The 25,994-nt window shown below is 65.5% G+C and carries 22 protein-coding genes and 1 pseudogene; 11 read left to right on the top strand and 12 right to left on the bottom strand.

The genetic code is table 11. From position 1 onward, the window contains the following. Positions 1-136 precede the first annotated feature (136 nt). Positions 137-2,044: a propionyl-CoA synthetase gene (locus tag ACVI1L_RS18020; RefSeq protein ID WP_456783398.1), complete on the bottom strand. Its 1,908-nt coding sequence runs from the start codon at positions 2,042-2,044 to the stop codon at positions 137-139. Positions 2,045-2,215: 171 nt separating this feature from the next. Beyond that, positions 2,216-2,986, bottom strand: coding sequence for a tetratricopeptide repeat protein (locus tag ACVI1L_RS18015; RefSeq protein WP_456783397.1), 771 nt, complete (start codon positions 2,984-2,986; stop codon positions 2,216-2,218). A 135-nt stretch (positions 2,987-3,121) separates the two neighbouring features. On the opposite strand from ACVI1L_RS18015, the gene ACVI1L_RS18010 reads away from it, so the two are divergent. Continuing rightward, positions 3,122-4,666 carry a cation:proton antiporter gene (locus ACVI1L_RS18010; protein ID WP_057016407.1) on the top strand — a complete coding sequence of 515 codons (1,545 nt, stop codon included), beginning with the start codon at positions 3,122-3,124 and terminating at the stop codon, positions 4,664-4,666. Between the two features lie 221 nt (positions 4,667-4,887). Here ACVI1L_RS18010 and ACVI1L_RS18005 read toward each other — a convergent pair whose 3' ends face one another. The 4 genes and pseudogenes from ACVI1L_RS18005 to ACVI1L_RS17990 form a co-directional block, all read right to left on the bottom strand. Continuing rightward, a complete protein-coding gene (locus tag ACVI1L_RS18005; protein WP_456783396.1) occupies positions 4,888-5,694 on the bottom strand; it encodes an SDR family NAD(P)-dependent oxidoreductase in 807 nt (268 codons plus the stop codon). A gap of 112 nt (positions 5,695-5,806) precedes the next feature. Beyond that, positions 5,807-6,220, bottom strand: coding sequence for a DUF1850 domain-containing protein (locus ACVI1L_RS18000; RefSeq protein WP_456783395.1), 414 nt, complete (start codon positions 6,218-6,220; stop codon positions 5,807-5,809). Next, positions 6,181-8,290: pseudogene (locus tag ACVI1L_RS17995) on the bottom strand (TRAP transporter permease). The gene ACVI1L_RS18000 and the pseudogene ACVI1L_RS17995 overlap by 40 nt, the downstream one beginning before the upstream one ends. 187 nt (positions 8,291-8,477) lie before the next feature. Next, positions 8,478-9,425, bottom strand: coding sequence for a TAXI family TRAP transporter solute-binding subunit (locus tag ACVI1L_RS17990; RefSeq protein WP_456783394.1), 948 nt, complete (start codon positions 9,423-9,425; stop codon positions 8,478-8,480). A gap of 310 nt (positions 9,426-9,735) precedes the next feature. Here ACVI1L_RS17990 and ACVI1L_RS17985 point away from each other — a divergent pair, with 310 nt between their 5' ends. Continuing rightward, a complete protein-coding gene (locus ACVI1L_RS17985) occupies positions 9,736-9,912 on the top strand; it encodes a hypothetical protein (protein ID WP_156436140.1) in 177 nt (58 codons plus the stop codon). Between the two features lie 361 nt (positions 9,913-10,273). Then, positions 10,274-11,488, top strand: a complete 1,215-nt coding sequence (locus ACVI1L_RS17980) for an EAL domain-containing response regulator (protein WP_456783393.1) — start codon at positions 10,274-10,276, stop codon at positions 11,486-11,488. Between the two features lie 21 nt (positions 11,489-11,509). Here ACVI1L_RS17980 and ACVI1L_RS17975 read toward each other — a convergent pair whose 3' ends face one another. Both ACVI1L_RS17975 and ACVI1L_RS17970 read right to left on the bottom strand, forming a co-directional pair. Next, positions 11,510-12,406, bottom strand: a complete 897-nt coding sequence (locus tag ACVI1L_RS17975) for an HpcH/HpaI aldolase/citrate lyase family protein (protein ID WP_456783392.1) — start codon at positions 12,404-12,406, stop codon at positions 11,510-11,512. Positions 12,407-12,425: 19 nt separating this feature from the next. Further along, positions 12,426-12,905: a hypothetical protein gene (locus tag ACVI1L_RS17970; protein ID WP_028334752.1), complete on the bottom strand. Its 480-nt coding sequence runs from the start codon at positions 12,903-12,905 to the stop codon at positions 12,426-12,428. Between the two features lie 203 nt (positions 12,906-13,108). Between ACVI1L_RS17970 and ACVI1L_RS17965 the strand changes: the two genes are divergently transcribed. Beyond that, positions 13,109-13,408 carry a hypothetical protein gene (locus ACVI1L_RS17965; RefSeq protein WP_168858382.1) on the top strand — a complete coding sequence of 100 codons (300 nt, stop codon included), beginning with the start codon at positions 13,109-13,111 and terminating at the stop codon, positions 13,406-13,408. A 117-nt stretch (positions 13,409-13,525) separates the two neighbouring features. On the opposite strand, the gene ACVI1L_RS17960 is transcribed toward ACVI1L_RS17965, so the two are convergent. Further along, a complete protein-coding gene (locus ACVI1L_RS17960) occupies positions 13,526-14,722 on the bottom strand; it encodes a hypothetical protein (RefSeq protein WP_456783391.1) in 1,197 nt (398 codons plus the stop codon). A gap of 119 nt (positions 14,723-14,841) precedes the next feature. Between ACVI1L_RS17960 and ACVI1L_RS17955 the strand changes: the two genes are divergently transcribed. Next, positions 14,842-15,087, top strand: coding sequence for a hypothetical protein (locus ACVI1L_RS17955; RefSeq protein WP_229190255.1), 246 nt, complete (start codon positions 14,842-14,844; stop codon positions 15,085-15,087). Between the two features lie 11 nt (positions 15,088-15,098). Here ACVI1L_RS17955 and ACVI1L_RS17950 read toward each other — a convergent pair whose 3' ends face one another. Continuing rightward, entirely contained in the window at positions 15,099-15,728 is a 630-nt protein-coding gene (locus ACVI1L_RS17950; RefSeq protein WP_076825220.1) for an NUDIX hydrolase, read from the bottom strand. 92 nt (positions 15,729-15,820) lie between these two features. Here ACVI1L_RS17950 and ACVI1L_RS17945 point away from each other — a divergent pair, with 92 nt between their 5' ends. The 3 genes from ACVI1L_RS17945 (at position 15,821) to ACVI1L_RS17935 (ending at position 17,825) form a co-directional block, all read left to right on the top strand. After that, the gene (locus ACVI1L_RS17945) at positions 15,821-16,246 is read left to right on the top strand and encodes a PaaI family thioesterase (RefSeq protein WP_076825222.1); all 426 of its coding nucleotides are present in this window, start codon (positions 15,821-15,823) and stop codon (positions 16,244-16,246) included. 106 nt (positions 16,247-16,352) lie between these two features. Next, on the top strand, positions 16,353-17,372 hold the full coding sequence (locus ACVI1L_RS17940; RefSeq protein WP_076825265.1) for an aldo/keto reductase: 1,020 nt from the start codon (positions 16,353-16,355) through the stop codon (positions 17,370-17,372). 252 nt (positions 17,373-17,624) lie between these two features. Next, on the top strand, positions 17,625-17,825 hold the full coding sequence (locus ACVI1L_RS17935; protein WP_057016417.1) for a hypothetical protein: 201 nt from the start codon (positions 17,625-17,627) through the stop codon (positions 17,823-17,825). A 100-nt stretch (positions 17,826-17,925) separates the two neighbouring features. On the opposite strand, the gene katG is transcribed toward ACVI1L_RS17935, so the two are convergent. After that, a complete protein-coding gene (katG, locus tag ACVI1L_RS17930) occupies positions 17,926-20,091 on the bottom strand; it encodes a catalase/peroxidase HPI (protein WP_057016418.1) in 2,166 nt (721 codons plus the stop codon). Between the two features lie 118 nt (positions 20,092-20,209). On the opposite strand from katG, the gene ACVI1L_RS17925 reads away from it, so the two are divergent. Then, the gene (locus ACVI1L_RS17925) at positions 20,210-21,166 is read left to right on the top strand and encodes a hydrogen peroxide-inducible genes activator (RefSeq protein ID WP_076825224.1); all 957 of its coding nucleotides are present in this window, start codon (positions 20,210-20,212) and stop codon (positions 21,164-21,166) included. A 260-nt stretch (positions 21,167-21,426) separates the two neighbouring features. Here ACVI1L_RS17925 and galU read toward each other — a convergent pair whose 3' ends face one another. Further along, positions 21,427-22,302 carry a UTP--glucose-1-phosphate uridylyltransferase GalU gene (galU, locus tag ACVI1L_RS17920; RefSeq protein WP_028334743.1) on the bottom strand — a complete coding sequence of 292 codons (876 nt, stop codon included), beginning with the start codon at positions 22,300-22,302 and terminating at the stop codon, positions 21,427-21,429. Positions 22,303-22,526: 224 nt separating this feature from the next. Between galU and ACVI1L_RS17915 the strand changes: the two genes are divergently transcribed. Then, the gene (locus tag ACVI1L_RS17915; RefSeq protein WP_253625038.1) at positions 22,527-23,906 is read left to right on the top strand and encodes a lytic murein transglycosylase; all 1,380 of its coding nucleotides are present in this window, start codon (positions 22,527-22,529) and stop codon (positions 23,904-23,906) included. Positions 23,907-24,228: 322 nt separating this feature from the next. Continuing rightward, positions 24,229-25,935, top strand: a complete 1,707-nt coding sequence (locus ACVI1L_RS17910) for an SGNH/GDSL hydrolase family protein (protein ID WP_456783390.1) — start codon at positions 24,229-24,231, stop codon at positions 25,933-25,935. The last annotated feature ends 59 nt before the right edge of the window (positions 25,936-25,994 follow it).

Genomic DNA, 25,994 nt, shown 5'->3' with positions numbered 1-25,994 from the left:
CTGCTCGCTCTTAGAGGGTTGGGGTGAGGGGCCGCCTCCGCAGAATGAATGCAGCGAGCGCGCGGAGCCCCCCTCACCCGGATCGCATTGCCATGCGACCCGGCCTCTCCCCGCAAGCGGGGCGAGGCAACAAGAGCTACGCCTTCCCCTTCAGCGCCTCGCCGATTTCGTCGAGCACCTTCGGGTCCTCGATCGTCGCCGGCATGGTCCAGGGCTCGCCGTCGGCGATCTTCTTGATGGTGCCGCGCAGGATCTTGCCGGAACGGGTCTTCGGCAGCCGCGCCACCGTGATCGCGAGCTTGAACGCGGCGACCGGCCCGAGCTTGTCGCGCACCAGCGCCACGACGTCCTTCTCGACCTCGGCGGGCTGCTTGGTCACGCCGGCCTTCAGTACCAGGAAGCCGCACGGCACCTCGCCCTTGATCGCGTCCTTGACGCCGAGCACGGCGCATTCGGCAACGTCGGGATGCGAGGCGAGGATCTCCTCCATGCCGCCGGTGGAGAGCCGGTGGCCGGCGACATTGATGATGTCATCGGTGCGGCCCATCACCCAGACATAGCCGTCCTCATCCTTGTAGCCGGCATCCGAGGTCTTGTAGTAGCCGGGGAATTCCGAGAGATAGGCGTCCCCGAAGCGATCGTCCTGCTGCCACAGCGTCGGCAGGCAGCCCGGCGGCATCGGCAGCTTGATGACGATCGAGCCCATCGTGCCCGACGCCACCGGCTTCGCCGCCTCGTCGACGATGTCGACCTGATAGCCCGGCATCGGCACCGTGGGCGAGCCGTGCTTGACCGGCAGCTGGCCGAGCCCGACCGGATTGCCGGCGATGCACCAGCCGGTCTCGGTCTGCCACCAGTGGTCGATGACCGGCACCTTCAGCTGCTGCTCGGCCCACTCCACCGTCGGCGGATCGGCGCGCTCGCCGGCGAGGAACAGGGTGCGGAAGCTCGAGAGATCGTAATTCCGGATGAACTTGCCTTCGGGGTCTTCCTTCTTGATCGCGCGGAACGCGGTCGGCGCGGTGAAGAAGGCGACCGCCTTGTGCTCGCTGATCACGCGCCAGAACGCGCCGGCATCCGGCGTGCCGATCGGCTTGCCCTCGTACATGATGGTGGTCGCGCCGTGGATCAGCGGGCCATAGACGATGTAGGAATGGCCGACCACCCAGCCGATGTCGGAGCCGCACCACCAGATCTCGCCGGGCTTCACGCCGTAGAGATTGTGCATCGACCATTTCAGCGCGACGAGATGACCACCATTGTCGCGCACCACGCCCTTCGGGATTCCGGTCGTGCCCGACGTGTAGAGGATGTAGAGCGGATCGGTGGCGGCTACCGGCACGCACGGCGCGGCCTTGCCGGCGTCGAATGCGGCGCGGCGCAGCGTCGCCCAGTCATGATCGCGGCCCGCGGTGAGCTCGCAAGCCTGCTGCGGCCGCTGCAGGATGATGCAGGTCTCGGGCTTGCTGCCGGCGAGGCGGATCGCCTCGTCGAGCAGCGGCTTGTATTGCACGATGCGCCCGGGCTCGATGCCGCAGCTCGCCGAGAAGATCAGCTTCGGCTTGGCGTCATCGATGCGGGTCGCAAGCTCCTTGGCCGCGAAGCCGCCGAACACCACGCTGTGCACCGCGCCGATCCGCGCGCAGGCGAGCATCGCGACGACGGCCTCCGGCACCATCGGCATATAGAGGATGACGCGATCGCCCTTCGCCACGCCGAAATCCTGCATCACCGCAGCCAGCGTCTGCACCTCCTCCAACAATTCGGAATAGGTGAACTTGGTGATCGTGTTGGTGAGCGGCGAATCGTGGATCAGCGCGACCTGGCCGGCGCGGCCGCCGGCGACATGGCGATCCAGCGCGTTGTAGCAGGTGTTGACCACGGCGCCGGCGAACCAGCGCCCGTAGGCGCCCATGGAGGGATCGAAGATCTTCTTGGCCGGCTCGATCCAGTCGATCTCGCGCGCCGCTTCCGCCCAAAAGTCCTCGGGGTCCCGGAGCGAGCGGGCATACACCTCATGATACCGGCTCTGCTGGATATTCATCGCGTTTCTCCCTCGCGCGGTCGCGCGTCATTTGCCGACCATTGTCACGGGAAGTGGCGCCGTTTCAAGCCGAAATGACCGCGACCTTCGGCCGGGTCGGAGCAAAGCGTTTTCGAGCGAAGTGGGTCCCGGTTCGCGTGAAGAAAACGCGTCAAAACAAGAATCTAGAGCTCATTCCGCTTCGACGCCGTTGATCCGCTGCAGCCGCTCGCGCATCGCCTTTTCCAGGTCGTAGCCCGACTTGCCGAAGTCGGCATTGCGGCGGGCGATGAACTGATCCTGCGCGCGCTGCAGCTCGCGCGCCTGGCGCGGATTCTGCGCCTCGCGCACCGTGCGGAAGGTCGATGCGACGATCTCGCGATCGAGGTCGGCAAGCGTGGGATTGGCGCAGATTGCCTTCTCCACCGGCCGGCGCGCCTTGCGGCAATCGAAGCTCGGCTTGCCGGCGACCGCCATCATGGCGCCGATCCGCTCCAGCTCCAGCGACAGCGATTTGTAGTTGGCCCTGGCGGCGGCGTGATTGGGGTCGAGCTTGACGGCAGCACCAAAATCCAGGATCGCCTTCGGCCGGTCGCCCTTGCGGCGCCACAGTTCGCCGCGCGCATTATGCGCATCGGCGAGCGATGGATCGAGCTTGAGCACGGTGTCATAGTCCGCGATCGCGCGATCGATCATCTGCTTGCGGTCATAGGCGCCCGCCCGCGCCATCAGCGCCTTGACGCGATCGGGCCTCGTCGCCTTCTCATTGTCGATCAGCGCGCCGCAGACATCGATGATCTTGTCGTCATCGGCGGCCGCTGCCGCCGCGATGCAGGGGCCGGCGTTGGCCTGCACATCCTCGCCCGGTTCGCTGCCGGTGGCGCGCGCAACGCCCGTCATCAGCGCGCCCGACAGGCCGACACAGACCAGCATCGCGGCCAGATTTGCAGGTTTGCGTCGCATCCCGATCGCCGACAAGACATCCCTCTCTTGCACCCGAACCGCCGGCCCCTGATGGCCGGCAGCGCGCCATTTGCCGCAAAACCACACGCTGGATTATACGTCAATTGAGACGATCGGCTGCATCGGGGGTTCGGCTTGCTCACATTCGAATGGATCATCGGGCTGTTGCTCGCGGCGGTGGCGCTATCGGCGCTGGCGCGGCGGATCAAGGTGCCCTACCCGACCTTCCTGGCGCTCGGCGGCGTGCTGCTGACGCTGCTGCCGTGGGCCCCGACCTGGGCGCTGGAACCGAAACTGGCGCTGGCGCTGTTCGTCGCGCCGGTGCTGCTCGACGCCGCGTTCGACACTTCGCTGCGCGATCTCCGTAACAACTGGCTGCCGGTCTCGACGCTGGTGGTGGTCGCGGTCGGCGTCACCACAGCGGCGGTCGCGGTGGTCGCGCATTGGCTGCGCCCGGACATGCCATGGGCGGTTGCGATCGCACTCGGCGCCATCGTGGCACCGCCGGACGCGGCCGCAGCCACCGCGATCCTGCGCCAGGTCAACCTGCCCTACCGGATCCAGAAGATCCTCGAAGGAGAAAGCCTGCTCAACGATGCCAGCGCGCTGCTCATCTATCGCGTCGCGGTCGGCCTCGTCGCCGCCGAGCACATGAAGATCCGCGAGTTCGTGCCGTCCATCACGATTGCGCTGGTCGGCAGCCTCGCCGCCGGCTTCCTGTTCGCGCAAGTCTGGATGATGATCACGCGTCGCATCACCGAGGCACCGAGCGCGATCATCACGCAGTTCGGCGGCACTTTCATGGTGTGGATCATTGCCGAGCATCTCGGGCTGTCCGGCATCCTCACCATCATCGCCTATGCGATCACCATCTCGCGCACCGCGCCGGCCCGCACATCGGCGCGGCTGCGCGTGTCGTCCTACGCGGTGTGGGAAACCGTCGTGTTCGTGCTCAACGTGCTCGCCTTCATGCTGATCGGCCTGCAGTTGCGCCCGATCTGGTCCGGGCTCGACGACGAGGTGCGGTGGAAGTATTGCAGCTTTGCCGCCGCGATCCTCGCCGTCGTGATCCTCGCCCGCATCCTCTGGGTAATGCCCTACGGCGCGCTGCTGCGCACACTGAAGACGCGCAACCTGCTGCCCGCCCACGTGGTGGACGCCGTGCCGACCTTGAAGCGCGGCTTCATCGTGTCCTGGTGCGGCATGCGCGGCATCGTCACGCTGGCGGCGGCGTTTGCGCTGCCTGAATGGTTTCCGTATCGCGATCTGATCCTGCTGACGGCGTTTGCCGTGGTGCTCGGTTCGCTCGTGATCCAGGGGTTGACGCTGCGGCCATTGATCCTGGCGTTGAATTTCGCTGACGACGATCCGGTCGGACGCGAGGCGGCCCATGCCCGCGGCGTGGTGTTTCGCGCCGCGCTCGACGAGATCGACGCCGACCCGTCGGAAGAGGCCGAGATCCTGCGGCTCGAATATCGCGCCGTGCTGCTGCGCGCGGAGAATGATCCCGACGGCGGCCTGACCTCACGCGAGCTGCCGTCGGATCCGCTGCGCCGCCGCGCCATCGCCGCGGCGCGTCAGGCATTGCTCAATCTGCGCCGCACCGAAGCGATCGGCGACGACGCATTCCATCTGGTCGAGGAAGAGCTCGACCGCGCCGAGCTCAGCGTGGAGGCCTAAAGCGCCATGAGGTTCGGATGAATAGCCGCCGCGACAGCACTGCGCTCCCTCTCCCCGTTCTTTACGGGGAGAGGGTTGGGGTGAGGGGCTGTCTCCGCGTAACCGGCGATAGCTGCATTTGCGGAGAATCCCCCTCACCCGGAATGCATCTAGCGATGCATTCCGACCTCTCCCCGCACGCGGGGCGAGGTAAAGCGAAGTTCGCTGCTCAGACGCCCGATTCAAGCACCCGACTTGGAGGTGATGCCGCCGTCGACCACGAGCTCGATGCCGGTGACATACTTCGATTCGTCCGACGCCAGGAACAGCGCGGCATTGGCGACGTCCCAGGCGTCGCCCATATGCCCCATCGGCACCTGCGCGTCGCGGGCGCGCCACATCGCCTCGACATCGCCCTTGGCGTAGCTCTGCGCCAGCCCGGCCGAATGCGCGACCATCGGTGTCTTCATCAGTCCGGGCAGGATCGCGTTGACGCGCACATGCTTCGAGGCGAACTCGACCGCGGTCGAGCGCGTCATCTGGTTCATCGCGGCCTTGCTCGCGTTGTAGCTGACATAGGAAATGCCGACATGGCGGATCGAGGCGATCGAGGAGATGTTGATGATCGAGCCGCCGCCCTGCTTGATCATGACGGGAATGACGTGCTTCATCGACAGATAGGCGCTCTTGAGGTTGACCGCGAAGACGCGGTCCCACTCCGCTTCCCCAACTTCCACCACGCTGCCGACCTCGGCGATGCCGACATTGTTGTCGAGCACGTCGATGCGGCCATAGGCCTTGAGGCAGGCCGCGACCATCGCCTCCACCTCGCCGGCGCGCGAGACATCGGCGGTGAATGCGGCAGCCTTGCCGCCCTCGCCGGTGATGATGCCGACGGTCTCCTCCGCCGCGGCGCCGTTGCGATCGACGCAGAAGACGCTGGCGCCCTCGCGCGCAAAGGTGACGGCGGTCGCCTTGCCATTGCCCCAGCCGGGCCCGATCGAACCCGCGCCGACCACCATCGCAACCTTGCCCTTGAGCCGATCCATCGGTCTTTCTCCCTTGTTGTTCTTGTCGTGACTGTAGCCCGGATGAGCGAAGCGATATCCGGGAGCGCTATCCCCCGCATATCGCTCCGCTCATGCAGGCTACGGATACTTACTACGGATTCTCGCAAACACTCATCGTCGTGACATTAGCACCGATCGGATGCCCGATAATCTCCGATAGCGTCTGGCAGTGTCCCTCCTGGCACAGGTGCCATTCACCCGCGGCGCCGGAATTGCCGAGCACGACCTCCGCCCTTGGCGCCGGCGGGGGCGACCATTGAAACCAGCCATCGACAAGGCGCGCCTCCGGCGGCGGCTCCATGCCGGCGCCCGTGCCCTTGACGCGCGCCTGTTGCAGCGTGAGCCCGGCCGGCGTGACCAGCCAGTCCTCCTGCCAGGCGCTCTTCTCGATCGAATGCGTCCAGGCGAGCGTGAAGGCCGCGATCGACAGCGCCTTCACGACTCCCGCGGAAGCGAGGCAGAGGCTCAAGCCGCCGCCACCGCATTGCGCGGACGCTGCCGCCATTGCCATAGCACGACAGCAGCAGCGAGCGTGAAGCCCGCTGTATCCGAGAACGGGAAATCGCCGAGCAGGCAGAGCGCGGCGCCGAACGCGACCAGGATCTCGATGAAAGTCAGCCGCGTGAACAGGAAGCCGATCGCGACGATGCCGAACAATCCGATCGCCACCAGCGCCTTGAAGGTCGCCAGCGCCACCGCGCCGTAGAAGCCGAGCTGCGCCTGCATCGGATCCCCGGTCTGCAGCATCAGCGCCGGCGAATAGACGAAGATGAACGGAATGACGTAGCCGGCAAGCGCGATCCGCATCGCCTCCCAGCCGATCTTGTCCGGGTTCTCCTTGGCGATCGGCGCCGCCGCCAGGGCCGCGAGCGCAACCGGCGGCGAGAGGTCGGCCATGATGCCGTAGTAGAACGCAAACATGTGGCTTGCGATCAGCGGCACGCCGAGCTTGGCGAGCGCCGGTGCAGCCAGCGCCGCGGTGATGATGTAGGTCGGGATCGTCGGGATGCCGGTGCCGAGCAGGATCGACAGCAGCATGGTCATGATCAGCGCCAGGAACAGGCTCTTGGCGCCGAGCCCGATGATCCAGCTGCCGAAGATGGTGCCGACGCCGGTCTGCGTCATCATGCCGATGATGGTGCCGACGATGGCGCAGGCCATGCCGACCGTCAGCGCCGATTTGGCGCTGTCGGCGAGCGAGTCGCGGCAGGCTTTCAGGGTGGGCGCGGCCGCCGCGGGTGATCGCCGCGATCACGATGAGGCCGGCGACGACGCTGGCGACCGGAACGATCTCGATGCCGTGGCGCGACACCGCGGCAACCACCAGCGCGAGGCCGATCCAGAAGATGTAGCGCACGATGGTGTTGGAGAAGCCGAGCGTGATGCTGGCGCCGAGGATCAGCGCGACCGTGAGCGCAAGTCCCATGCTGCCGGCATAGAGCGGCGTGAAGCCCTCGAACAGCATGTAGACCAGCGCCGCGAGCGGCAACACCAGGTACCAGCGCGCCACCAGCGCTTTCCAGGCGCTCGGGATCTCCGAGCGCTTCATGCCGACGAGGCCGTGCTTGCCAGCCTCCAGATGCACCATCCAGAACGCCGAGGCGAAATAGAGGATCGCCGGGATCACCGCGGCCTTGACGATCTCCGAATAGGGCACGCCGAGCGTCTCGGCCATGATGAAGGCGACCGCTCCCATGACGGGCGGCATGATCTGGCCGCCCATCGAAGCGGTGGCCTCGACGCCGGCGGCGAAGGCGCGGCGATAGCCGAACTTGATCATCAAGGGGATCGTGAACTGGCCGACGGTAACGACGTTGGCGACGCCCGAACCCGAGATCGTGCCCATCATGCCCGAAGCGAACACCGCGACCTTGGCGGGGCCGCCGCGGGTGCGGCCGAACAGGCCGAGCGAGACGTCGGTGAACAGCTGGATCATGCCGGCGCGTTCCAGGAACGAGCCGAACAGGATGAACAGGAAGATGTAGGTTGCCGAGACGTAGATCGGCACGCCGTAGAAGCCCTCGGTGCCGAACGAGAGATGGGTGACGATCTGGTCGAAGTCATAGCCGCGGTGATTGAACGGCGACGGCAGATATTGGCCGAAGAACCAGTACAGCAGACAGGCGCCGCACATCAGCGGCAGCGCCGCCCCCATCAGCCGCCGCGTGCCCTCGAAGATCAGGACCGCGAGCAGCGTGCCGACCGCGAGGTCCATGTTGGTCGGATCGCCATCGCGGGCGATCAGGTCGGCATAGAAGATCCACTGGTAGAGCCCGCAGAGGAACCCGGCGGCGCCGACGATCCAACTCACCGCGCGGCCGAAATCGGTCCTGGCGGTGAAATTGCCGATCAGGCCGAAGGTCAGGAGGATCAGGAAGCCGACATGGACGCCGCGCACCACCTGGCTCGGCAGGTAGTTGAAAGCCGCGACATAGAGCTGGAACACCGCAAACGCGAGACCGATGGCATAGGCCAGATGCCCCCAGGCACCCGGGCCGAAGCCTTCCGGAAAGCCATGCTCGAAATTGTCGAATTCAACCTTGACGGGCTGCTCGCCCTCAACCTGCTGCTGCATATGATCAGTCCCCCGCCGTGCCAACGGCGCTTATATCCACTGAGTCCGCCCACCGAAAGCCGGGACAGGAAAAACGCGCCACGTCATTGCGAGCGAAGCGAAGCAATCCATCGCGCCACAAGGGGAGAGATGGATTGCTTCGTCGCTTCGCTCCTCGCAATGACGGCAAGGAGCAGACGTTCCGGCCCTACTTGATCAGGCCCTTCTCCTTGTAATAGCGGATCGCGCCGGGATGCAGCGGAACCGGGTTGCCGGTCGCGGCGGCCTCGAGCTTGATCTCCTTACCCGCGGCGTGGGCATTGGCGAGTTCCGGCAGCGATTCGTAGACCAGCTTGGTCATCTGATAGGCGAGATCGTCCGACACCGCGCTCGAGGTCACGAGGTAGTTCACGACCGCGGCGGTCGGCACGTCCTTGTCCTGGCCGGTATAGGTATTAGCCGGGATGATCACGGAGACAAACGGCGGGCCGATCTTGTCGACGGTCTCCTTCGGCACGGCGACCACGGTGATCTCGCTCGAGGTCGAGAGGTCCTTCAGCGAGGCGACGCCGAGGCCGGCGGACTGCAGCGTGGCGTTGAGCTGGCGGTTCTTCATCAGATCCACCGATTCGGCGAACGGCAGGTACTCGACCTTGCCGAGCTCCTTGTAGCTCATGCCGGCGGCCGCGAGGATCGCGCGCGAGTTGAGCTCGGTGCCCGACTTCGGCGCGCCGACCGACAGGCTCTTGCCCTTGAGATCGGCGAGCGTCTTGATGCCGCTCTCGGCGGTCGCGACGATCTGGATGTAGTTCGGATAGATCGCGCCGATGGTGCGCAGCTTGTCGAGCTTGTTCTTGAAGCCGGCCTCGGCGTCGCCTTCCCAGGCGGCTTTGAGCGAATCGCCGAGCGTGAAGGCGATCTCGCCGCGGCCCTGCTGCAGCAGCACCAGGTTCTCGACCGAGGCCTTGGTCGCCTGCACTTGGGTTTTCACGCCGGGGATCTTGTCGCCGTAGATCTTCCCCATCGCGACACCGAGCGGATAGTAGACGCCGGAGGTGCCGCCGGTGAGCACGTTAATGAACTGCTCGGCCTGTGCGACAGGCGCGGACAAAACGCTGGCTGCCACGATCGCGGCAGCCATCAACTTGGAATTCATGAGTATTATTCTCCCCTTAAGCCGGCCGGAAATTGGCCGGACACCCCCGCCGGGTCAACCCATCCAAATGACGCATGCGCGGCGGAAATCCCCGATAGCAACACCACCTTACCTGCGCGGGAACTCTCCGCGCGACCGGGCGACCGCTTCGAGTTGGTCGCCGCGACCCAGCCGCTGGCGGCCGCTAGCGGCCCGGTGTTCGCGCCGGCGATCGCCGCGGGACACTTGGCATTGTCGGACCCAGGGCGTTCGCGGCGCGGACCGGCCGCAACGAAGCAGCGAAGATCGGCTTGCGGCCCCGGATGTCGGCTTGAGCACCGCTATCGCCGGATTCATTGTCGTCCATGCCGGTTGCAGCGCTGCATTCCTGTTGCTTGCAGCCGTCGCTTGTGCCGCGCTGATCGGCTACTGCGCGTTGATGCGGGAGACGTTGCGAACAGCAGCGACGACGTCACGCACATCTGCATTGGCATCACAAAACGGGTGATCTGATTCGCCGTCGGCGCTCCGCGCAGCACTCTGCATGATGCGATCTGATGTCCGACAATGACGCAATTCCGCGTCGGCGTCGACGCGACAACACAGTCATTAACGCCGTCTCTCGATGACACACGCGCACAGTGTTTCTGCCGATGTGCAAAGTCGGACGCGATCGCGCTCATGAATGTCAGATGACGCATTTGTTGCAGGTGTAACAGCGGTGAGACGCCGCGATTCCAGCGCCATTTGAATCGAATTGAATCCTTTAAGGTTAGCGGGGCAATCAATGTATGATCCAGAAATTTCCATGATTGCCGCCGCTCTAGGATGTACGAGTCAAGCCGGGGTAACTACGGACAAGGCGGGGCATGAATCACATCAGTCACATCGAACGCACGCGAGCCGGCTGGTTCGGACATCGCAAGCTGACCCCACGCGCATGCATTGCGGACAGCAAAAAACACCTTCGCACCTTCCTCGCCGAGGCGCTGGACGACCTCGGCTTCATCACCAGTGAATGCAGCCAGGCTTTGGAACTCGACACCGTTCTGGACGCGGAACGGCCCGATCTCCTGGTGCTCGGCGTGTCCGTGGACGGCATCGAAGTCAGTAAAATTCTCGAGACTTTGGTGAGAAAGGACTATGGCGGCAAGGTCCTCGTCATCGGGCAGCCGGACTCGATCATCGTCAAGGCGGTCCGGCAAATCGGCGATGAGTACGGCATCGCCATGCTGCCGGCGCTGTCGACGCCGTTCAGCGCCGGGACCCTTCGCGACAGTCTTGCGTCGTTGATGCCGCTTGAACCCGCGCCGAGCCCGGCGGTGGACGTGCCCGAAGCGCTGAAGGCCGGCTGGCTCGAGCTGTGGTATCAGCAGAAAATTCATCTCCGGACGCTGGTCCCGAGCGGCGCCGAGGCGCTGATCCGGATGCGCCACCCTGCCTGGGGCGTCGTGCCGCCGGCCTACTTCATCCCGGATGAAAGCGACCCGCATTTTCATGCGCTGTCCGAGTTCGTGATCGAGCGCGCAATCGAGGACTGGCGCTATCTCATCGAGCAGATCGGGCCGGTCAATCTCTCGATCAATCTGCCGATCTCCTTCCTCGCCGACGATCGTGCCGTGCGCGAGCTCTGTTACCGGATGCCGGATCATGCAGCCTTCGCGGGCCTCTTGATCGAGATCGACAGCACCGAGGTGGTCGATCATCTGGATCTGGCGATCGATGTCGCCCGGCGCGTTCGACTGCACAATATCGGCATCTCGATCGACAATGTCGGCGCGAACTGGCCGTCTTTGCTGGGACTGCCGAACTTTCCATTCGTCCAGCTCAAGGTCGACCGTCAATTCGTCACCGGCTGCGCGGATCAGCGCCTGAAGCAGACGGTGTGCCGGCGTGTCGTGGAGCTGGCCCACGACAACGACGCGCAGGTCGTGGCCCAGGGGGTCGAGACGCGCGCGGACTTTCTCGCCGCGCACGAAATGGATTTCGATCAGGTCCAGGGCTACCTGTTCGGCAAGCCGATGGGCGTCAAGAAGTTCGCCCGCTCACGCATGCATTTCTCTGAGAAAGAGCCAGCCTCCTGAAGGCATCGCCTCTGGTCAGGCTCATGTGTCGCGATCGATCGCGCGCAGCGCTTCGCCGCGCGCGATCAGGCGTTTTGCATTGGAATAGGTCGGCACCTCGAGCAGCGAGCCGTCAAGTTCGACGCGCCCAAAGCCCTTTGTCCGCGCCGCTTCGAACGCCGCGGCGATCCTGCCCGCCTGGCGCAACTCCTCCTCGCCCGGCGTCAGGACGCCGTTGACGATCGGGGCATGCGCGGGATCGACCAGGCTCTTTGCGGCGTAACCCAGCCGGCGCGCCCAGATCGTGTCGCGTTCGACGCCTTCAGCGTCGCTCCAGGTGTAGGGACAATCGACCGCGACGACATCAGCGGCACGACATTCGACGATGAAGCGCTGCCGCGCGTAAGCGAGCTCCAGGCCATCGCTGCCGCGCTCGGCACCAAGATCGGCGGCGAGGTCTTCGGAGGCCATCAGGCAACCGATGACGCGCCGGCTCGCCATGGCGATCGCACCGGTCTGCACCAGACCGCGCGCGAACTCGATATTCGGCAGCAGCGATGTCGATCCCTCGGCGATACCGCAGTCGCGCTCGAACCGCGTCACCGCCTCGTCAAGCCTGACGAAATGGTGCGGCTCGGCGACCTTCGGCAGCGCGACGATATCCGGACGTCCGCGCATCACGGCGGCGAGATCGTCCATGCCGTCCTGGTCCAGCGGATTGACGCGGACCGCGACCATCACGCCCTGGTCGCGCCAGGCGGCGTAGAGCTCGGCCGCCAAGGCCCGCGCCTTCGGGCGCAGCGGCGGCGGGGTAAAATCCTCGAGCTCGTGGATCAGCACGTCGGCGCCGCTGGCGGCCGCGTGCTGCAGCACGTCCTCGTTGGCGCCTTCGAGAAACAGCCAGGAGCGGCACAGCGGGGCCGGGCGCAGCTTGCGCATCACGCGGCCCGCGCCGACGTCACTGGAACGTCATGTCGAGGCATTTCGAGATGTCGGAGCCGAGGCCGGACGAGATGGTGATGCAGCCGCGGATCTTCTGGGTGTTGACGTCGTTCGCCCAGATCGCATAGCCGCCGGGACCGAAGAACGAGTTGGTGTTCGGCGGCTCGGTCTCGGTGGCATCGAACGTGTAATTGCCGTCGGTCTCGAAAATGCGCGGCTTCTTGGTGCAGCCGCCGTCGGCCTGCACGTTGATGACCTCCTTGTTGTCCCGCGTCAGCGCCAGCGAGACCTGGCAGCGGAAATATTCCGAGGTCTTGGCATTGAACAGATAGGCGTAGGACTTGCAGGTCGCGGTATTGAGCTTGCCGGCGGACAGGCCGCGGCTGCAGGAAATCCGCTGGTTGTTGGAGAGCCTGAACTCGTCCGCCTGCGCGACTGACGCCAGCGTCATGAACGACAGAGCGACACCGATTCCGATCTTCATGACGTGGTTCATCCTGATCATCCCAAGGTAGTGTTTCCGGCAATCCAAGCGTTTGTAAACGGTAACGCGAAAATAGTCGCCAAGCTTGATGCGGGAAATCACAAAGTCGCCGATCCGCGAGCGGTCGCGCCGATTGTCGTATTGACGCGCGAACATCGTTCGTGATTTGTTCAAAAATGTGGGGACGACGCCGTTTTCTCGGCCGGAGGTGGATCATGACGCATTTTTTGACCAAGACTCTTATCGCGACTGCGGCGTTTGCCGCGCTGACGACCTGCGCATTCGCGCAGGAGGCTGCGCCCTGGGAACTGAAGCCCGACATGGGCTACGCCTATGACAAGGACGGCAAGACCTGGTCCTACAAGATGGGCACCAACAACGCCGGCACGCTGCTGAAGGGCGCCAAGAAGGTGCCGAAGGGGACGCTGTTCTTCATCGGCCAGAACGGCCAGCTCTACATGCGCTCCGGGCCCTATCTCGAGGGCGACGGCAAGTTCAAGTTCGGCTCGAATTAGAGCGTTTTCGAGCGAAGTGGACGCCGGTTCGCGTAAAGAAAACGCGTCAAGAAGAGTCCAGGGCTTCGGTTCTGATTCAATCAGAACCGAAAATGCCCTAGCGGTTTTCGGCAGGCGTCAGAACGTCGCGGCCAATTCCTTCGCGCCCGGCTTGTTGCTGTTGAAATCCATCCGCTCATTGGTGACGGCAAGCAGCCTGGCCACCGTGTTGTGGCGGATGGCGACCGGGTTGCGCTCGTAGCCGGAGCGCTGGAAGAAGTTCGCGGTCGGCACCTGCTCGCGCATCGCCTGCGGCATGGTCACCATGTCGAGCCCGGTGCCGTCGCCGGTCAGGTTCATCATCTCGAGCTCGGCCGCGGTCAGCGGCCGGCTGTAGCCCTTGTTGCGGGCGAAGATCACCGAGGTCAGCAGCTTGTGGGTCTGCAGCATCGGGCCGACATCGATGTCGAGCACCATGGCATGGCACGCCCAGCCCTGCGGCGTATCGGCGAGGCGCGCATGCGCCGACCAGTCGTCGGGCACGGTGCGGGTGAACGCGACCATCTTCTTCAGCACCGCGAGCTTGTGCTCCATCGCCGTGCGCGCGGGCCCCTGCGTCCTCGCAACCCGCTCGGTCAGATCCCGCACGAATTCATGGCCCTGCTCGGCCAATAGCTCGACGGTGTTGGTGGTGAGCAGCTGGTTGTAGCCCATCGCGGTGGAGATGGCGCGCTTGCCGCCGTGCTCGATGCCCGCCTGTACGTCGTAAGTGCCGGTGCCGCCGGTCTCGAACGAATAGACCCGCACCGCCTGTTCCGGCGTCAGCCCCGCGGCGCGCGCGTAGCGCGCATAGGCGCGCTTGAACTCGACCTCGCTGGCCGGCCGCTGCGGCGTGAACTGGAATTGCTCGGCCGCCGCCCTGACCAGATCGGAGGCCACCGGAAGCGTCTTGGGCGGACGCGGCGGCTTGCCTTCCTCCTCTTCCGGAGCCGGATTGACCGGCCGCTTCGGACCCTCATAGACCGGCGGCTGCTGCAGGACGTAATCGTCCAGCGAGATCTGCACGCGGTCGCGCCGCTTGGCATTGCGGCCGCGCCTCTTCTCGGCGATCGCGTTCCAATAGGCGCTCGCGTCCTGCTCGAAGGCTGCGCGCGCCTCCTGATATTCCTGCAGCTTGCGGCGATACTCCATGATCGCCTGCGGCGATGCCTGCGCCATCGCATTGGCGACGGAAGGCGGCAGCGCGTCGGCCTCGCCGGCAAAAACGGACGGCGCGCCGGCGGCGAGCGCGAGCGCGACAAATCCAGGGCACAGGCGAATCAATTGCGGGCGCATGGCCTCGTTGTAGCAAGCACGGCCGCGAAGTCAGCCCGGAATTGTCCGGATCGCAGCGGCCGGATGCCGCGATCGATGCAGAATATTCGCCACAATGCGGTGTTCTCCGAACGAAAGCCTTGGAGAAAGCCCTGGAGATTGCGATGAGAATGGCACTCTGGCTCGTCGCCGCCTGCGCGTTGACGCTCGCCGCATCGGCGCGCGCCGAGCGTCCGGACTGCGGAACGTTTCCGGATACGCGTTCACGCTTCACCTGTTACGAGAATGTGTCGCGGGCGCCTCAGGAACCCGAGGCCGCGGCGCATTCGTCTGGTGCGCAGGGGAAATCAATAAAGATGAACGCCCGCAAGCGGCGTCACAAATAGCATCATCGTCGCTACTTCCACGCGAACACAGGCTGCTCCAGTTCGGCGACGCGGGTGTTGCGGCCGGCCAGCACCTCGCGAAATTGATAGATCAGCGCGGCGGTCGGCGCATGGATCTGCTGGCCACCGAGGCGGAAGCGGATCACGCGGCGCGAGCTTTCAGGGATCGTGGCGAAGCTGAACGCGTCCTCCAGCTCGATCGCATCGAGGCCGATGCGATGGACGGAGGCGACCTCGTCCGGGTTCGGGAGGATCGCTGCATGCGCACCGGCCCAGACCACGACCGGCGTGATCAGATAGCCGGACCGCGTCGGATAATCGTCGAGCATGCCGAGCACGTCGCGCTCCGACAGTGCGAGCCCGAGCTCCTCATGCAGTTCGCGCAGCGCGGCCTCGACCTGCGTCTCGCCGGCATCGCAGCGCCCGCCCGGCAGCGCCCATTGCGCGCTATGGGCGCGCAGGCGCGCGCTGCGGCGGGTCAGCAGGAAGGCCGTGCCGCTGCCGTCGCCGCCTTCGGTCAGCGCGATCGCGACCGCCGCGCGCTTCAACGTCGGCGCGGCGTCCGCCGGCGCCAGGCGTGCGAATGCGGCACAGAGCTCTGCGATATTCCGCCGGGTGGCATCGTCAAATGTGCGGGCCATTGACCTTGACTACAACACAACAGCGTTTGATGAAATGACTGCTACCACATGCCTCCTGCGATCAATCATCAGCAAGCAACGGACCCCACCTCATGACGGCCAAGGCCGCGGACAAACTCAAATCCGACGGCTGGAAGATCGCCGAAACCACGGGATTCCTGAACCTGATCGGCCCGTTGTGGGAACGGTTGAAGGACGGCGCGCTTGAACTCGCGCTGATCACCGAAGACAAGCACCACAATCGCCGCGGCCTCGTGCAGGGCGGCGTGATCATGACCTTCGCCGACCGCGCCTGCGGCATGGCCGCACGCTACGTCTCGGGCAAGCCGACGCTTGCAACCGTGCAGCTCGACACCCATTTCGTCGAGGCCGGCAAGATCGGCGAGATCCTGACGACGCGGCCGCGCGTGGTACGCTCGACCCGCAGCCTGATCTTCATCACGGCCGAGGTAACCGTCGACAAGCGCTGTATCGCGATGGCCAACGGCGTGTTCAAGATTTTGAAGAACGAGAGTTGATCCTTTGTCATTCCGGGATGGTCCGAAGGACCAGACCCGGAATCTCGAGATTCCGGGCTCGATGCTTGCGCATCGCCCCGGAATGACCGCAGGAAAGGAAAGTCCGATGCAATATCGCCAGCTCGGCCGCAGCGGCCTGAAGGTCTCGCCGATTTGCCTCGGCACCATGATGTTCGGCGGACCGACCGACGAGGCGACCTCGGCGCGGATCGTGGCGAAGGCGCGCGAGGCCGGCATCAACTTCATCGACAGCGCCGACGCCTATAATGGCGGCAAGTCCGAGGAGGTCGTCGGACGCGCGATCTCGAACAGCCGGTCGAACTGGGTGCTCGCGACAAAACTCGCCAATCCAATCGGCGACGATCCTAACCACGGCGGGCTGTCGCGTCGCTGGGTGTTCCAGGCCGCCGACGAGAGCCTGAAGCGGCTCGGCACCGACTACATCGACGTCTACTATCTGCACAAGGAAGACCACGCGACGCCGCTCGACGAGACGGTGCGCGCGATGGGCGACCTGATCCGCGCCGGCAAGGTGCGCTATTTCGGCGTCTCCAACTACCGCGCCTGGCGCGTCGCCGAGATCTGCAACATCTGCGACCGGCTCGGCATCGACCGTCCGGTCGCGAGCCAGCCCTATTACAATGCGATGAACCGGATGCCGGAGGTCGAGCATTTCCCGGCCTGCGCCTATTACGGGCTCGGCATCGTGCCCTATAGCCCGCTGGCGCGCGGCGTGCTTACCGGCAAATACGCGCCCGACGCGGCGCCACCCGCGGACACGCGTGCGGGGCGCAACGACAAGCGCATGATGCAGACCGAGTGGCGGCCGGAATCGCTCGAGCTCGCGCAGGAAATCAAGCGCCACGCCGAGAGCAAAGGCATCACCGCCGGGCAGTTCGCGGTGTCCTGGGTACTGAACTCGTCGTTCGTCAGCGCCGTGATCGCGGGGCCGCGCACCGAAGCGCAATGGGACGACTACATCCGCGCGCTCGACTATCGCTTCACCGCCGAGGACGAAGCTCTGATCGACCGCCTCGTCGTCACCGGCCATCCCTCGACGCCGGGCTTCAACGACCCCGCCTATCCGATCGAGGGGCGCCGCGCGCGGAGCGGATCGTCGCTGTAGCGGCAGCGTCACAATTTTAGTTTTGCGCTCCGCCCGCCGTCATTGCGAGCGGAGCGAAGCAATCCATCGTGCCGCAAGCGGAGAAATGGATTGCGTCGTCGCTGACGCTCCTCGCAATGACGGTGTGTTGCACTCGCTCGGTACGGATAACCCGCTCGGCAACGCCGAAGTTACGTTTCGTAGCTTCCGAATTGCGCGAAGCCCGAGTCGGCTGCAGCATCAGGGCATGGAAATGCTGATGCTGGTGCTGCAATGACGGCATCCAATGTACTGGACTGGATCGTGGCCCTCCTCGTCTGCTGGGCGAGCCTGACCGCAATCTTTGAACCTTCGCGCGGTGCCTCGCAGTGCGACGTATCCACCGCGACGAGCAGCGCGCCGCAGGCCTCGCTGGCGACCCCGACGCAGGCGGAGTTCGAGGAGATGATCCGCGACATGAAGCTGCATGATTGAACGGGATCGGCAAACCGCGAAAATCCTTCCGCATCGTCCCCCAAATGAAACAGGGCGGCGCCGAAGCGCCGCCCTGCCCTGATTGCCGTTTGCTTGCCGCTTACTTCACGAGGTCGAAGCGGTCGGCGTTCATCACCTTGGTCCAGGCCGCGACGAAGTCCTTCACGAACTGCTCCTTGGAGTCGGACTGGCCGTAGACCTCGGCGAACGCCCGCAGCTGCGAGTGCGAGCCGAAGATCAGATCGACGCGGGTGCCGGTCCACTTCACCGCCTTGGTCTTGCGGTCGCGGCCCTCATAGACGCCCTGGCCGGCATCGCTCCACACCGTGCCCATGTCGAGCAAGTTGAGGAAGAAGTCGTTGGTGAGCGTCCCCGGCTTGCCGGTGAAGACGCCGTGCTTCGACTTCTTGGCATTGGCGCCGAGCACGCGCAGGCCGCCGACGAGGACCGTCAGTTCCGGTCCGGTCAGCCGCAGGAGTTGCGCACGGTCGACCAACGCCTCCTCGGGCTGCAGGAACTGATGCTTGCCGCCGATATAGTTGCGGAAGCCGTCAGCCCGCGGCTCGAGCGGAGCGAAGGACTCGACGTCGGTCTGGTCCTGCGTCGCATCGGTGCGGCCCGGCGTGAAGGGCACCTTCACATTGGTGCCGCCGTCCTTGGCCGCCTTCTCGATCGCAGCGGCGCCGCCGAGCACGATCAAATCGGCCAGCGAGACCTTCTTGCCGAACTCCTTCTGGATGGCTTCGAGCTTGCTCAGAACACCCTTGAGCTGCGCCGGCTCGTTGACATCCCAGTCCTTCTGCGGCGCAAGGCGGATGCGTGCACCATTGGCACCGCCGCGCTTGTCGGAGCCGCGGAACGTCGAGGCCGAGGCCCAGGCGGTCGACACCAGTTCGGACACCGACAGACCCGAGGCGAGGATCTTCGCCTTGAGCACCTCGATGTCCTTGTCGTCGATCACGGCGTGATCGAGCGCCGGCACCGGGTCCTGCCAGATCAGCGTTTCCTTCGGCACCAGCGGGCCGAGGTAGCGCTGGATCGGACCCATGTCGCGGTGCGTGAGCTTGAACCAGGCGCGGGCGAAGGCGTCCGCGAACTGATCCGGATGCTCATAGAACCGGCGCGAGATCTTCTCATAGGCCGGATCGAAGCGCAGCGACAGGTCGGTGGTCAGCATCGTCGGGACATGCTTCTTCGACGGATCGAACGCGTCCGGAATGACGGCGTCCGCGCCCTTTGCCTTCCACTGCTTCGCACCCGCCGGGCTCTTCGTCAGCTCCCATTCGTACTTGAACAGGTTCTCGAAGAAGTGGTTGCTCCACTTGGTCGGGGTCTGGGTCCAGGTGACCTCGGGACCGCCGGTGATCGCGTCAGCGCCGACGCCGGTGCCGAACTTGCTCTTCCAGCCGAGACCCTGATCCTCGATCGCGCCACCTTCCGGCTCCGGACCGATCAACGATGGATCGCCCGCACCGTGGGTCTTGCCGAAGGTGTGGCCACCGGCAATCAGCGCGACGGTCTCCTCGTCGTTCATCGCCATGCGGAAGAACGTCTCGCGGATGTCCTTCGCGGCGGCGACCGGGTCCGGATTGCCGTTCGGACCTTCCGGGTTGACGTAGATCAGGCCCATCTGCACCGCGCCGAGCGGCTCGGAGAGCTGGCGCTCGCCGCTGTAGCGCTCGTCGCCGAGCCAGGTGCCTTCCGGACCCCAGTACAGCTCTTCCGGCTCCCACACGTCGGCGCGGCCACCCGCAAAACCAAACGTCTTGAAGCCCATCGATTCCAGCGCGACGTTGCCGGCGAGGACCATCAGGTCGGCCCACGAGATCTTGCGGCCGTACTTCTGCTTGATCGGCCACAGCAGCCGGCGCGCCTTGTCGAGGTTGGCGTTGTCAGGCCAGCTGTTGAGCGGGGCGAAACGCTGCTGACCGGCACCGGCGCCGCCGCGGCCGTCGGTGATGCGATAGGTGCCCGCCGAGTGCCAGGCCATGCGGATCATCAGGCCGCCGTAATGGCCGAAGTCGGCCGGCCACCATTCTTGCGACGTCGTCATCAGGGCCGTGAGGTCCTTGATCACGGCGTTGAGATCGAGGCTCTTGAATTCCTTGGCGTAGTCGAAGCCCTTGCCCATCGGATCGGACAGGCTGGAGTTGCGATGCAGCACCTGAACGTCGAGCGTCTCCGGCCACCAGTCACGATTCGAGTGCCCGCGAGGCCCGCCTGTGAATGGGCATTTGCCCGCGCCTTCGTCGGTTTTTGCGTCCATGTTTCTTCTCCGAGGTGATGGATTCTGGAATGCGCTGGAGCTCTTCCAAGAACGATTCTACGCAACCCAATCCATCAGAGGAAATTGACTTTAGTGATCGCGTCGATAAGATTATCTGATGATAAATGTCACACTCCGGCAACTCAGGTATTTTGATGCTCTGGCCCACCACCGCCATTTCGGGCGCGCCGCGGATGCCTGCGCGGTGTCGCAGCCGGCGCTGTCGATGCAGATCCGCGAAATGGAACAGGCGGTCGGCGGCGTGCTGATCGAACGCAATGCGCGGCAGGTGACGCTGACGACCTTCGGCGAGGACCTGCTGCGCCGCGTGCGCGACATCCTGCGCTCGGTCGATGAGCTCGGCGACTTCGCGCGCGCCTCGCGCGACAAGCTTGCCGGGCGGCTGCGGGTCGGCATGATCCCGACCGTCGCGCCGTATCTGCTGCCGAAGGTGATCGAGAACCTGGCGCGGCTGCATCCCGAGCTCGACATCCATGTCCGCGAGACGCTGACGCCGAAGCTGATCAAGGAAGTCGCCGAGGGCCGGCTCGACACCGCGATCGTGGCGCTGCCGGTATCGGAACCGTCGCTGACCGAGGTCGCGCTGTTCTCGGAAAACTTCCTGCTGGTGCGGCCGGGCGAGGACGCCAAGACGCCGGTGCCGAGCGCCGAGATGCTGCGCGAGATGCGGCTGTTGCTGCTCGAGGAGGGCCACTGCTTCCGCGACCAGGCATTGTCGTTCTGCAACATGCAGTCCTCGCCGCCGCGCGAGGTGCTGGACGCGAGTTCGCTGTCGACGCTGGTGCAGATGGTCGGCGCCGGTATCGGCGTCACCTTGATCCCCGAGATGGCGGTGACGGTGGAGACGCGCTCGGCGCCGGTCACGGTCTCGCGCTTCAAGCACCCGCAGCCCTCGCGCACCATCGGCATGGTCTGGCGCAAGACCTCTCCGCTTGCCGCGCAGCTCCAGCAGATCTCCGAGGTCGTCAGCCTCGCTGCCCGCGCCCTGCGTGCGCCGAAACAGGACGGCGCCAAGGAGCCGGCGAAGCGCGCGGGGCGAAGGAAGGTGGCGTGACTGCCGAGACGCTGCGGCGAAGATGTAGTTCTCGTTTGACGCACACGTCTCGCCACCCCCACAACCGTCGTCCTGGCGAAAGCCAGGACCCATAACCACCGCGTTTGATTGTGAACGGGATCGTGGCTCCAGCTTCGCTCAACAACTGATGGTCGGGGTAATGGGTCCTGGCTTTCGCCAGGACGACATCGAATATGTTGCGCGGTCCGGGAATCATACGTCCGCATTCTCGCGGCGAATGACGAGATGAGGCGGCGCCCCTACTTCTCCAGATACTTCTTCATCTCGGCGATCAGGCCGTCGCGCAGTTCGGGGCGCTTGAGGCCGAAGGCGATGTTGGCGCGGAGGAAGCCGGGCTTGGAGCCGCAATCGTGGCGCTCACCCTCGAACTCCACGCCGTAGAACTTCTGCGTCTTCGCAAGACCGATCATCGCATCGGTGAGCTGGATCTCGCCGCCGGCGCCGCGCTCCTGCGTGGCCAAGATGTTGAAGATCTCGGGCTGCAGGATGTAGCGGCCGGTGATCGACAGGTTGGACGGCGCGGTGCCCTGCGGCGGCTTCTCGACCATGCGGTCGACCTCGAAGATGTTGCCGGTGCGTTTGCCGACGCTGCAGATGCCGTATTGATGGGTGAGTTCGTCGGGCACCGCCTCGACCGCGATCAGGTTCGACTTGTCACCAAGCCTGCTCGCGGCATCGATCATCTGCTTGAGGCAGCCCGGCGTGTTCAGCACCAGCTCGTCCGGCAGCACCACCGCGAACGGCTCGTTGCCGATGATATCGCGCGCGCACCACACCGCGTGGCCGAGCCCGAGCGGCGCCTGCTGCCGGGTGAAGCTCATCGCGCCGGCCTCCGGCTGGTTCTGCGCCAGGATATCCTGCTCGGTCTTCTTGCCGCGCTGCGCCAGCGTGGTGTCGAGCTCGAACATGCGGTCGAAGTGATCCTCGATGACACCCTTGTTGCGGCCGGTGACGAACACGAAATGCTCGATGCCGGCTTCCCGGGCCTCGTCGACCACGTACTGGATCAGGGGCTTGTCGACGATCGTCAGCATCTCCTTCGGCATCGCCTTGGTGGCGGGCAGCACGCGGGTACCGAGACCGGCGACGGGGAATACGGCTTTGCGGATCTTCATGGGATTATCGGAAGCCTTGAAATGGGTGGGACGGCGGCACGAAATGAATCATGCCTTTGGTACCCCGTTTTGCAGCCGCCAACAAAGGCGGATGTGTGGTGCGGCTTAATTCCGCCGTTCCCGTCAGCCAAATGCGGGCCGCAACAAAATCTCGCCCTTGTTAAGTTATTGGAAACCGTGCCGGGGCCTTCTGGAACAGCACGATTTTGACAGGCACACGACAAATGCGCGCGTTGGGAACATCAAGGACCAAGCTTTTCGGCGCGAGCCTGATCGCGCTGGCCCTGCTGCTGCCCGGCAGCACGCAAGCCCAGTCGGCGGGCAACGGCCTGACCAACCTGATCGACAGCATCTTTTCCGGACCGAACGCGACGCCGCCGCAGGCCGCAACCGGACAGGACGGCGCGGCACCGCCGTGGAGCGGTGAAGACGGCGCCTCCGGCCATCCGCTGATGACCGCAGCGGCGATCCGCCAGGCCGCGTCGGACTTCCCGAACTGCGTCGCAGCGATGTGGCCAGATGCCGCACGGCGCAACATCACCCAAGAGAATTTCGAGCGCTTCACCGCCGGCCTGACGCCCGATCTGCGCATCATGGATCTCATGGATTCGCAGCCGGAGTTCACCAAGGCGATCTGGGATTATCTCGACATCCTGGTCAGCGACACCAGGCTCGCCAAGGGCCGCGAGATCCTTGCGAAATACAAGCCGCAGTTCGATGCCACCGAGAAGGCCTATGGCGTCGACCGCTACATCATTGCGGCGATCTGGGGCATCGAGTCGAACTACTCGACCCAGATGGGCGATCGCAACGTGGTGCAGTCGACCGCGACGCTCGCCTGCATCGGCCGCCGTCAGGCCTATTTCAAGGACGAGTTCCTGTCGGCGCTGGAAATCCTCAACCGCGGCGACCTCAGGCCCGAGCAGATGCGCGGCTCCTGGGCCGGCGCCTTCGGCCCGACCCAGTTCATGCCGACCGCGTTCAAGCGCTATGCCGTCGATGGCGACGGCGACGGCCGCCGCGACGTCGTCGACAATCCGAGCGACCTGATCGCCTCGACCGCCAACAATCTGAAGAAGGACGGCTGGCAGACCGGCGCGAGCTGGGGCTACGAGGTCGTGCTGCCGCAAGGCCTCAATTACATGCTGGCCGACCGCGCCAAGGCCATGCCGCTGTCGCAATGGGAGCATCTCGGCCTCAAGCGGCCGAACGGCCAGCCGTTCCCGCGGTCGTCCGACAAGGCCTATCTGCTGGCGCCGGCCGGCGCCGAGGGGCCGGGCTTCCTGATGCTGCAGAATTTCCGGGTGATCATGAAGTACAACCCGGCCGAGGCCTATGCGCTCGCCATCGGCCATTTCGCCGACCGCCTGCGCGGCGGCCAGCCCTTCGCGCAGCCCTGGCCGCGCCAGGAGCGGGTGCTGTCGCGCGCCGAGCGGCTGGAACTACAGCAGCTGCTGGCCCAGCGCGGCTTCTACAAGGGTACGCCCGACGGCCAGTTCGGCGGCCAGACCCGCGAGGCGCTGCGCGGCTTCCAGGTGTCGATCGGGGCACCGGCCGACGGTTTTGCCACCGCCGAGGTGCTGGAGCGGCTCAGGGGGCGGTAGGGCTGAAACCGGAGGCTGCCCCGTAGCCCGGATGCAGCGCAGCGAAATCCGGGGTTCTCGCCGTGCGACTGGTCTGGTCCCGGATTACGCTTCGCTCCATCCGGGCTACGGCTCTTGCCCCTCCCGCAAGCGGGAGAGGAGGCACGGTTCCGTCGCCGCGACGGCTGGGCCCTCCACCCCAAAAGTAACCGTGAAATCCGATATTTGCCGCCTGTCTTGACGGCGGCCGGAGGCACCCGATTTATGGTGGAAAAGCTGCCCGCTTGCGGCCCGATTCCGCTAGTATGCTCACGTACTTCCAGATCATTTGCGACCGAACGCGATGCGAGAGCCAAAGTCCTTTTTGCGCATATTCACCGAAGCCGGTCCGCTGGTCGCGCTGACGGTAGCGCTTGCGCTGTTGATCGGCATCGCCCAGCCCGCCTCGGCGCAATTCTTCGGCTTCCCCGGCTTTGGTGGCGGACCGCCGCAACCACAGCGCCGCGCTCCGCCGCAGCACGGCGGCGGCGGCTGGTTCGGCGGCGATTTCTTCGCGCCGTTCCAGCAGCAGCAACCGCAATCATCGCAGCCGCAGCGGCCGCGCGAGGATTTCTCGCGCGCTCCGGCACCGGCCAAGCGCGAGGTGGCCGCCGAGCGCAACGTGCTCGTCATCGGCGACGCCATGGCCGACTGGCTCGGCTATGGCCTGGAAGATGCCTATTCCGACCAGCCCGACATGGGCGTGATCCGCAAGCACAAGACGGTCTCCGGCCTGATCCGCTATCAGCCCAAGGGCGATCCGGCGGATTGGGCCGCGGCCGCGAAGGGCATTCTCGCCACCGAGAACCCCGACGCCATCGTCGTGATGCTCGGCCTCAACGACCGCACCGCGATCCGAGAATCTGTCGTGGAGAAGAAGGTCGACAAGAAGGACGAGAAAAAGGACGCGCGCGGCAAGCCCGAAGCCAAGCCGGGCGACAAGCCCGATGCCGCCGCCAAAACTGATGGCAAGCCGGTCGAGGCCGAGCCGCCGGCCGACGACGCCGACAATGACTCGCAGGCCGCGCCGGAAAAGACTGCGCGTTCGCCGAACGGCCTCTATGAATTCCGCGACGACCGCTGGGTCGAGCTCTACGGCAAGAAGATCGAGGAGTTGATCAACGTGCTGAAGAGCAAGGGCGTGCCGGTGCTGTGGGTCGGCCTGCCCGCGATCCGCGGCCAGAAGGGCACGTCGGACATGCTGTTCCTCGACGCGCTCTATCGCGACGGCGCCGGCAAGGCCGGCATCACCTATGTTGACGTCTGGGACGGCTTTGTCGACGAGGCCGGCCGCTTCATGCAGAAGGGCCCGGACTTCGAAGGCCAGCCCCGCAAGCTGCGTACCGATGACGGCGTGTTCTTCACCAAGGCCGGCGCGCGCAAGCTCGCGCATTATGTCGAGCGCGAGGTGACGCGCCTGCTCGCGGTGCGCTCCGGGCCGATCGCGCTGCCGAGCGAACCCGCGACGCCGGATACCAGCGCGGAGCCCGGCAAGCCCGCGCCGCGGCCGCTGGCGGGCCCGGTGCTGCCGCTGGTCGCCTCCACCGTCGGCACCGATCAATTGCTCGGCGGACCGGGCTCGCGGCCCGCCGCCGTCGATGCGCTCGCCGCGCGCACGCTGGTGAAGGGGGAGGCGCTGGCGCCACCCGCCGGCCGCGCCGATGATTTCGTCTGGCCGCGCCGCGAGATGGGCCGCGAGCAAGCCAAGGGCGATGTGCCGGTTGCCGCGACCACGCCCGCCGCGCCGGCGGGCGGACCGGCCAATCCGCCGCCCTCGACCACGGCGATCGCGCCCGACGGCTCGATCATCACCGCACCGAAGCCGCCAAGGCGCGTGTTCCGTCCGGCCCAGACCCAGGCCCAGCCGCAACAGCAGCCGCAGACACAGCCTTGGCTGCGCGATCTGTTCGGGTTCGGCGCGCCGCAGCAGCGCCCGTTGGTCGCTCCGCCGCCGCGCCCGCCGCGCGGTGTCGGACAGCGGGCCGCGGTGCCGGGGAGTCCGTGGCAGTAGGGATTTCTGCCTGGTTCTTCCGACGAAGCGGGCAGGCTCCGTCATTGCGAGCCAACGGG

The organism is Bradyrhizobium sp. USDA 4516 (genome assembly GCF_054055915.1).
Note: the sequence above shows the minus strand (reverse complement) of the source record. Positions and strands in the feature narration are given on the sequence as shown.

Bases quoted from the DNA above. Each gene is read 5' to 3' on its own strand.
- ACVI1L_RS18020 (WP_456783398.1), bottom strand. From the start codon at position 2,044: ATGAATATCCAGCAGAGCCGGTATCATGAGGTGTATGCCCGCTCGCTC.
- ACVI1L_RS17970 (WP_028334752.1), bottom strand. From the start codon at position 12,905: ATGAACCACGTCATGAAGATCGGAATCGGTGTCGCTCTGTCGTTCATG.
- katG (WP_057016418.1), bottom strand. From the start codon at position 20,091: ATGGACGCAAAAACCGACGAAGGCGCGGGCAAATGCCCATTCACAGGC.
- ACVI1L_RS18015 (WP_456783397.1), bottom strand. From the start codon at position 2,986: ATGCGACGCAAACCTGCAAATCTGGCCGCGATGCTGGTCTGTGTCGGC.
- ACVI1L_RS17940 (WP_076825265.1), top strand. From the start codon at position 16,353: ATGCAATATCGCCAGCTCGGCCGCAGCGGCCTGAAGGTCTCGCCGATT.
- ACVI1L_RS17960 (WP_456783391.1), bottom strand. From the start codon at position 14,722: ATGCGCCCGCAATTGATTCGCCTGTGCCCTGGATTTGTCGCGCTCGCG.
- ACVI1L_RS17990 (WP_456783394.1), bottom strand. From the start codon at position 9,425: ATGAATTCCAAGTTGATGGCTGCCGCGATCGTGGCAGCCAGCGTTTTG.
- galU (WP_028334743.1), bottom strand. From the start codon at position 22,302: ATGAAGATCCGCAAAGCCGTATTCCCCGTCGCCGGTCTCGGTACCCGC.
- ACVI1L_RS18000 (WP_456783395.1), bottom strand. From the start codon at position 6,220: ATGGCGGCAGCGTCCGCGCAATGCGGTGGCGGCGGCTTGAGCCTCTGC.
- ACVI1L_RS17950 (WP_076825220.1), bottom strand. From the start codon at position 15,728: ATGGCCCGCACATTTGACGATGCCACCCGGCGGAATATCGCAGAGCTC.
- ACVI1L_RS17910 (WP_456783390.1), top strand. From the start codon at position 24,229: ATGCGAGAGCCAAAGTCCTTTTTGCGCATATTCACCGAAGCCGGTCCG.
- ACVI1L_RS18005 (WP_456783396.1), bottom strand. From the start codon at position 5,694: ATGGATCGGCTCAAGGGCAAGGTTGCGATGGTGGTCGGCGCGGGTTCG.
- ACVI1L_RS17935 (WP_057016417.1), top strand. From the start codon at position 17,625: ATGACGGCATCCAATGTACTGGACTGGATCGTGGCCCTCCTCGTCTGC.
- ACVI1L_RS17975 (WP_456783392.1), bottom strand. From the start codon at position 12,406: ATGCGCAAGCTGCGCCCGGCCCCGCTGTGCCGCTCCTGGCTGTTTCTC.
- ACVI1L_RS17965 (WP_168858382.1), top strand. From the start codon at position 13,109: ATGACGCATTTTTTGACCAAGACTCTTATCGCGACTGCGGCGTTTGCC.
- ACVI1L_RS17915 (WP_253625038.1), top strand. From the start codon at position 22,527: ATGCGCGCGTTGGGAACATCAAGGACCAAGCTTTTCGGCGCGAGCCTG.
- ACVI1L_RS17980 (WP_456783393.1), top strand. From the start codon at position 10,274: ATGAATCACATCAGTCACATCGAACGCACGCGAGCCGGCTGGTTCGGA.
- ACVI1L_RS17925 (WP_076825224.1), top strand. From the start codon at position 20,210: ATGATAAATGTCACACTCCGGCAACTCAGGTATTTTGATGCTCTGGCC.
- ACVI1L_RS17945 (WP_076825222.1), top strand. From the start codon at position 15,821: ATGACGGCCAAGGCCGCGGACAAACTCAAATCCGACGGCTGGAAGATC.